The 5249-nt window shown below is 67.0% G+C and carries 4 protein-coding genes; all 4 read right to left on the bottom strand.

The features are described from left to right. Positions 1-79: 79 nt before the first annotated feature. The 4 genes from MLGJGCBP_RS15915 to MLGJGCBP_RS15900 are packed head-to-tail and all read right to left on the bottom strand — an operon-like array spanning position 80 to position 5119. Positions 80-1219, bottom strand: coding sequence for a TniQ family protein (locus tag MLGJGCBP_RS15915; RefSeq protein ID WP_236581119.1), 1140 nt, complete (start codon positions 1217-1219; stop codon positions 80-82). 5 nt (positions 1220-1224) lie between these two features. Then, positions 1225-2256: a TniB family NTP-binding protein gene (locus tag MLGJGCBP_RS15910; protein WP_201453080.1), complete on the bottom strand. Its 1032-nt coding sequence runs from the start codon at positions 2254-2256 to the stop codon at positions 1225-1227. Then, on the bottom strand, positions 2250-4346 hold the full coding sequence (locus MLGJGCBP_RS15905; protein ID WP_236581118.1) for a helix-turn-helix domain-containing protein: 2097 nt from the start codon (positions 4344-4346) through the stop codon (positions 2250-2252). Before MLGJGCBP_RS15905 ends, MLGJGCBP_RS15910 begins: the two co-directional genes overlap by 7 nt. After that, positions 4343-5119 carry a TnsA-like heteromeric transposase endonuclease subunit gene (locus MLGJGCBP_RS15900; protein ID WP_236581117.1) on the bottom strand — a complete coding sequence of 259 codons (777 nt, stop codon included), beginning with the start codon at positions 5117-5119 and terminating at the stop codon, positions 4343-4345. The genes MLGJGCBP_RS15905 and MLGJGCBP_RS15900 overlap by 4 nt, the downstream gene beginning before the upstream one ends. Positions 5120-5249 lie beyond the last annotated feature (130 nt).

Below are 5249 nucleotides of genomic sequence, written 5' to 3'. Positions count from 1 at the left end.
TGTAGGTTCCCGCCTAAAAGTTCGACTTTCGTGGTCTGTCCTGGGGGTTTGTGGTCGGTTCTCATCAACTGTTCGACGTCTACTTCTCACGGTTCGTTCGACTTCTTCTCGGCGTGTGCTGGTTGGCGGGCCTGAGGATCTGTGCGGCCAGCTCGACGGTGTCGGGGTAGATCGCTGCGTGGGTGAAGCTGTCGTGATCGGTTTGGATGCCGAGATAGTGGTTGCGGGTCTGTAGCCGGAGCAGCCGGTGTCGCCAGTGGTGAGGAAGGGCGGTCGTCGAGGCCGGCCAGGGCGGGACGGCTTTGACCGCGGTCGCGTAGGCGAGTGTCACTTGCTGGGGTGTGTGGTGGCGCAGTAGCTGGTTGGTGCGGCGTTGGGCTGTGATGATCTCGGGGGTGGCGGATAAATCGAGCTGGGGGCTGTCGGCGTCGCTGATCCAGATCCCGTGGCGTGTGCAGACATTGTGGTGGACGGGCAGGTGGACGGGGACAGGTCCGCGGATGCCGCGGCGGATGGTGCATCGTCGGCAGGCGGTGGTGGCCCGGAGCGGGCCTTGGATGTCGGTGTCGCCGAAGGGAGGCAGTGCGTGGGCGAGGTCGGCGGGAGGTTTGCTGGTGAGGTGCGCGAGCGCGAGCAGCGCCGCGCCGGTTGCGGGGACGAGCATGTGGTGGCGGGCGCGGTCGTCGTCGCTGCTGGCCTTCGTCGAGAACCACGGGGGAAGGACGGCGAGAACCTCGGCGAGAGTGAGGTGGTTGGCGTCGGCGAGGCGAGTCAGGTAGGAGACGAGGGTCTCCCCGTTGACCGGGGCGGCCGACCGCGGCAGCACCGGCGTGCGTTTCGGCTTGTGAGAGAACGGGTTCGGTGCCACCGACGAGTTCTGCGTTTTCGGGGGAGGTTGCTCGTGTCGGGGCGGCAGGAGGCGGGCCACGTCGCGGTAGAACGTGGCTTTGCTTCCGGCGAAACCGAGGTCGGTCACTTCTCGGAACACGGTCGCGGGCCGCAGGTTCGGGTCCTCGGCGAACCGGTGCCGGCAGTAGTCGGCCAGAGGGTCGGTGAGCATACTCGGCTTTGTCCGGGCCCGGATTCCGGGCTTCTTGCGGCCGTGCAGGTAATCGCGGATTGTCTGCTGGCTGTGGCCGAGATGGCTAGCGATGGCGCGTCCTGACCATCCCGCCGCGTGCAGCGCGATGATCTTCTCGGCGCGGTCTCGTGGCAGCATCGCGGTCATGCGGCCGGTGGGCGCGGGGACCCGGAGGCGATGTCGGCGTCGACGGAGTCGAGGGTCTTCTTGGTGATCTTCTCGGTGCCGTCCAGGACGGCGTCGATGGCGGCGCTGCGGATTAGCCAGAGCAGGCTTCCGATCATTCCGTGGGTGCGCCTGTGCAGGTAGTTGTCGAGTTTGGTGAGGGTGCCCGGCTGGTGCCGGTGCAGCCGGAGGCTGCCTTCGAGGGCGGCGATCAATGTGGCCCACTGTTGGTCCTGGCCGAACGCGCTGGTGCGGACCATTCCGAAACGGCCGGCGATCTGCTCGCCGCGAGTCCCCGACAGCAGCCCGGTCCGTTCCAGGCTGATCCCGGCATATGCAAACGTTGCGGGAACCCTCTCGCTCAGGTATTTCAAGGTGTCGGATGCTTCGGCGCCCGCGCGGGTGCGGGTGTCGAGGTTGTGCAGTTCATCGACCGCGACGAGGGTGACACGGGCGTCGCGGCTCACTCCGCAGACCGCGTCGGCGATGTCGGTGATGTTGGCGCGCCGTGAGATCGGCAGGTCGAAGAACCGGGCGAACTCCATCGCGATCATCTTCGGGGTGGCCGCGGGCGGGACGGTGATGTAGATGACGGGAATGTCGCCCGTCGCGTGCGGGTGACGCCGCCGGTGGATCACCTCGACGGTCTTGCCGAGCTGGGTCAGCGCGGTGGTTTTGCCGGTGCGGGCGGGCCCGGACACCATCAGGCCGCAGCGGCCGTAGTGGGCGTTGCGGTTCAGCTGGATCAGGCGGCGACCGGAGGTGATGACCTGGCGGATCGTGGGAGTCTGGACCACCAGTAGCCGGGAGTGGTGAGCGATGCGGTCGTCGTCGTAGCAGTCGCGCTTGTCCTCGTCCAGGCCCGTCCAGATCGTGTCGGGCAGAAGGTTCGGTGCAGTGGGCATTTCGGTGACGAAGCCGCGCCAGCCTGCCAGCGTGGTCAACTGCAAGTGCTCGTGTTCGCCCGCCGGGTCGTCACCTCGGTCCGGGCGCGCGGGGCGGTTCACCATCTCTTGTCCGCCTCGGCGAACGCGTCGAAGATCGGCATCGGGATCACCCCGGTGCGGCCTTCGCCGGTGTTCTCGCCTGCCCGGCCGGTGTCGATGTCGTCGGTGAGATCGTCCTCGTCGTCGTTGTCGGCGATCACCTGCTGCGACTCGGCGGGCAGCACGGGGACCGGCTCGCCGGCAAGCTCGAGTTCCGCGGACGCGGCCAGACCGGCGCGTTCGGCCGCCAGCCGGGCGGCCATGCGCCGCTCGCGGCGGTCGAGAACTTCCCCCACGCTCCAGCGGCTCAACACTTGTCTCAGCGCCTCGTTCGGGTCGGCGAACCGGTCGTTGCGGCGCGCCAGGAACCGGGCATAGCGGGCAGCTTCGTCGGAAAACGGCGTGTTCAGCATCGGCGCGTGTTCCCAGACCAGCCGATGCCATCGCCCGTCGTCGGGGTCGCAGAACCAGACGTGGCGGACGTCGTCGTCGTTGACCCGGAACGGCCATTTCCCGGCGTCCAGACCGCCGTAGGGGCTCGATGCGTTGCGGTAGCCGTTCAACACCGGACCGTCGTAGCGGCGACCGTCGATCTCGACACCGTAATTCTGGATGGTGCGCCAGACCACTCGCAGGAATTCGAGCGCCAGCTCCGGAGCCGCCGGGATCCGCAACAGGCCCGCCTTGGCGATGCCGGTGGCGAACATGTCGTTGGGTGACATGGCCAGATTCGGCCATTCCGCGACCGCGAGCCCGTCGTGATCGGACGGGTGATAAACCGTCGAAATCCAATCCCGGATGACATCTTCGAGTTCGTGCACGAATAGAAACGCCTGCTCCTCCAGGCCCTCACCACGGCTGTGCAGGTCTGGGCCCTTGTAGGCGGGAAGGTGCTGGATCAGGCCCTGGCGTAAGGATCTGAAAAACCTTTCGATGGTGGGCTTGTCGGTCGGTTTGCGGGGCTGGGCGGGCTGGATCGAGATGCCCAGCCGCGCGCAGACACCGATCACGTGGGCCGACAGGAACGCTTTGCCGTGGTCGATCACCAGCGTCTCCGGCGGGCACCACACCTCGGCCGAAGCCTCGGCGGTGCCGTCCTCGGTGAACACCAGAAACCGCGGCAACCCGTGCGCCGGGCCCAGCGTCGGCCGTCCCGAACTGCGGCCGGTCACCGCCTCGAACAACACCCCCGCGACGTCGACCGCTTTCGTCGACACCGGGGTCACCTTCAACCCGAGAATCTGGCGGTCGAACAGGTCCTGCGCGACGGTCAGCTGGGCACGAACCCACCGGCAGGTCACCGGTTCCATCGCGAAAATATCCAGATCCTGGGTATCGAGGAGCACGTACTCGCCCGGCCGGGTAGCACGTAACCGCCCGTGAACACCCTTCGGGCCGGCCGCGATCGACCGTCGTGCCTTCGCCGAACCGCTCACCGCGTTCGTGCCCTTCGTCAGCTCCGCCAACCGGCGGTAGGCGGTGGCCTGCGACGGAATCGGCACCACCTTCTCGCCGTGCTCACGGTCGAGCCGATCAGCGACCCGCATCAGCACCGCCGACCGCGTCGGCGTCGACGCAGACACCCCCGCCGCCAGCTCCGCCCGTACCGCAGTCTCCCAGCGCGGATCGACGACCGAGAACCCGCTCCTGCCGCGGCGCCGGTCCACGAGCCCGGCTTCGCCGCTCTCGCGGTAAGCGGCCACCCACTTCTCGACCGCCCGCGACGTCACCGACAATTCCGCGGCCTTGGCCCTGTAACGCGCCATCAGCGGCTGGCTCGGAGCATATTCCGATCGTGGCTCGCCCTCCCGGGCTGCCTGGGCATAACCGGACCGGTAGCCGGTCAGCACCTCTCGGACGTGCTCACCACGCTCGGTCACCTGCCGCCGTTGCTCTCCGGTCAGCCCCGCCAGCACCAGCCCGGGATCGCCGCCGGATCCGACCGGCTCAACACCTCGTGCTCGCGTGACGAATTCGGTCAGAGAGAAACTGCTGTAGCGGCCGTCGGTATAGGAGATGACGACCTTTCGGCCGTCGAACTCCACGATCTGCGCCGCATCCCCATCGACGAGCACCGCGGTGCCGACCGCCACCGTGATCGCGCGCTCGGTCATACTCGACCCCCTGCCGCCGCCGAAACCACCGTTCCGCCATCGAGGGCCTGCGACAGATCCGCCGCCAGCCACGACCTCCACAACGCATGCAGGATCACCGGCCGGATCACCCACGGCGGTGCCACGGCCGCCATCTGCTGCTCCAGCACCGTGATCGCCGTGGGCTCGGCGGCGGCATCCACGACGGCTTCGATCAACTCGGTCGCCACGGTCATCGCCCGTCGATACCCCGCCAGGAACCGCACATTCTCGAGCTGCACCGGATCGCACCCACTCCAGACCTCGAACCCGAACCCGTGCCGCCGACACACCGCCCGTGTCCAGGCAAACTGTGCGACAACTTTCGGATCGTCAACGCGGGAAGCGGCTTTCACATCCACCACCGTCACCGCGCCATCGGCATAGGTCAGCAGCAGATCCGGAACATGGCGGCGCACCTGGTCACCGTCAGCCCCCTTCAGAAGGAATGGCTGAGCGGCGATGCCCACCACGTCCGGGTCCTGATCGGCCAGAAGGATCCTCGCCAGCTCCAGCCGACTCTCGTAGACCACATGCGAGCCCGTTGTTGAGGCCCAATACCACCCGGAATAATGGCGACGTCCCTGCCATGAACGGAACTCCCGCACCGGACGACCGGACAGCACCTCCGACACCGGTAGACGTGGCAACGTCGTATCGACGTATCTGCCGTCGTCCGCCCGATACCGGACGGACACATCCGATTTCTCGGCAAAATCGGCCAAGCCCGCCCGCAGGACGGAGTCCTCAGTCATGGGCGCCATGAAACACCGCCCAGAACCGATCCGGCCGCAGACACGCCGCCGCAGATTCTCAGCAATCATTCGAATCCGAACGACGCACGAACTTTCAATGAGAATCCGAACTCTTCAACGAGAAGCTACA

Origin of the sequence: Rhodococcus sp. T7 (assembly GCF_009872365.1) — a bacterium.
Lineage (GTDB): Bacteria > Actinomycetota > Actinomycetes > Mycobacteriales > Mycobacteriaceae > Rhodococcus_F.
This window is presented reverse-complemented; position numbering and strand designations above follow the sequence as displayed.